This window comes from Enterobacter sp. IF2SW-B1 (genome assembly GCF_001743375.1).
GTDB lineage: Bacteria > Pseudomonadota > Gammaproteobacteria > Enterobacterales > Enterobacteriaceae > Enterobacter > Enterobacter bugandensis.
The window spans coordinates 1-321 of the sequence record NZ_MJAA01000414.1; the positions used below are offsets into that span (position 1 = coordinate 1).

Genomic DNA, 321 nt, shown 5'->3' on the forward strand with positions numbered 1-321 from the left:
ACCAGCCACACTGGAACTGAGACACGGTCCAGACTCCTACGGGAGGCAGCAGTGGGGAATATTGCACAATGGGCGCAAGCCTGATGCAGCCATGCCGCGTGTATGAAGAAGGCCTTCGGGTTGTAAAGTACTTTCAGCGGGGAGGAAGGCGATAAGGTTAATAACCTTGTCGATTGACGTTACCCGCAGAAGAAGCACCGGCTAACTCCGTGCCAGCAGCCGCGGTAATACGGAGGGTGCAAGCGTTAATCGGAATTACTGGGCGTAAAGCGCACGCAGGCGGTCTGTCAAGTCGGATGTGAAATCCCCGGGCTCAACCTG

Annotated in this window: 1 rRNA gene; it reads left to right on the forward strand. The window is 56.1% G+C overall.

The window, feature by feature from the left end:
* Positions 1-321 (forward strand): 16S ribosomal RNA (locus tag A6013_RS24860); the annotation flags it as partial.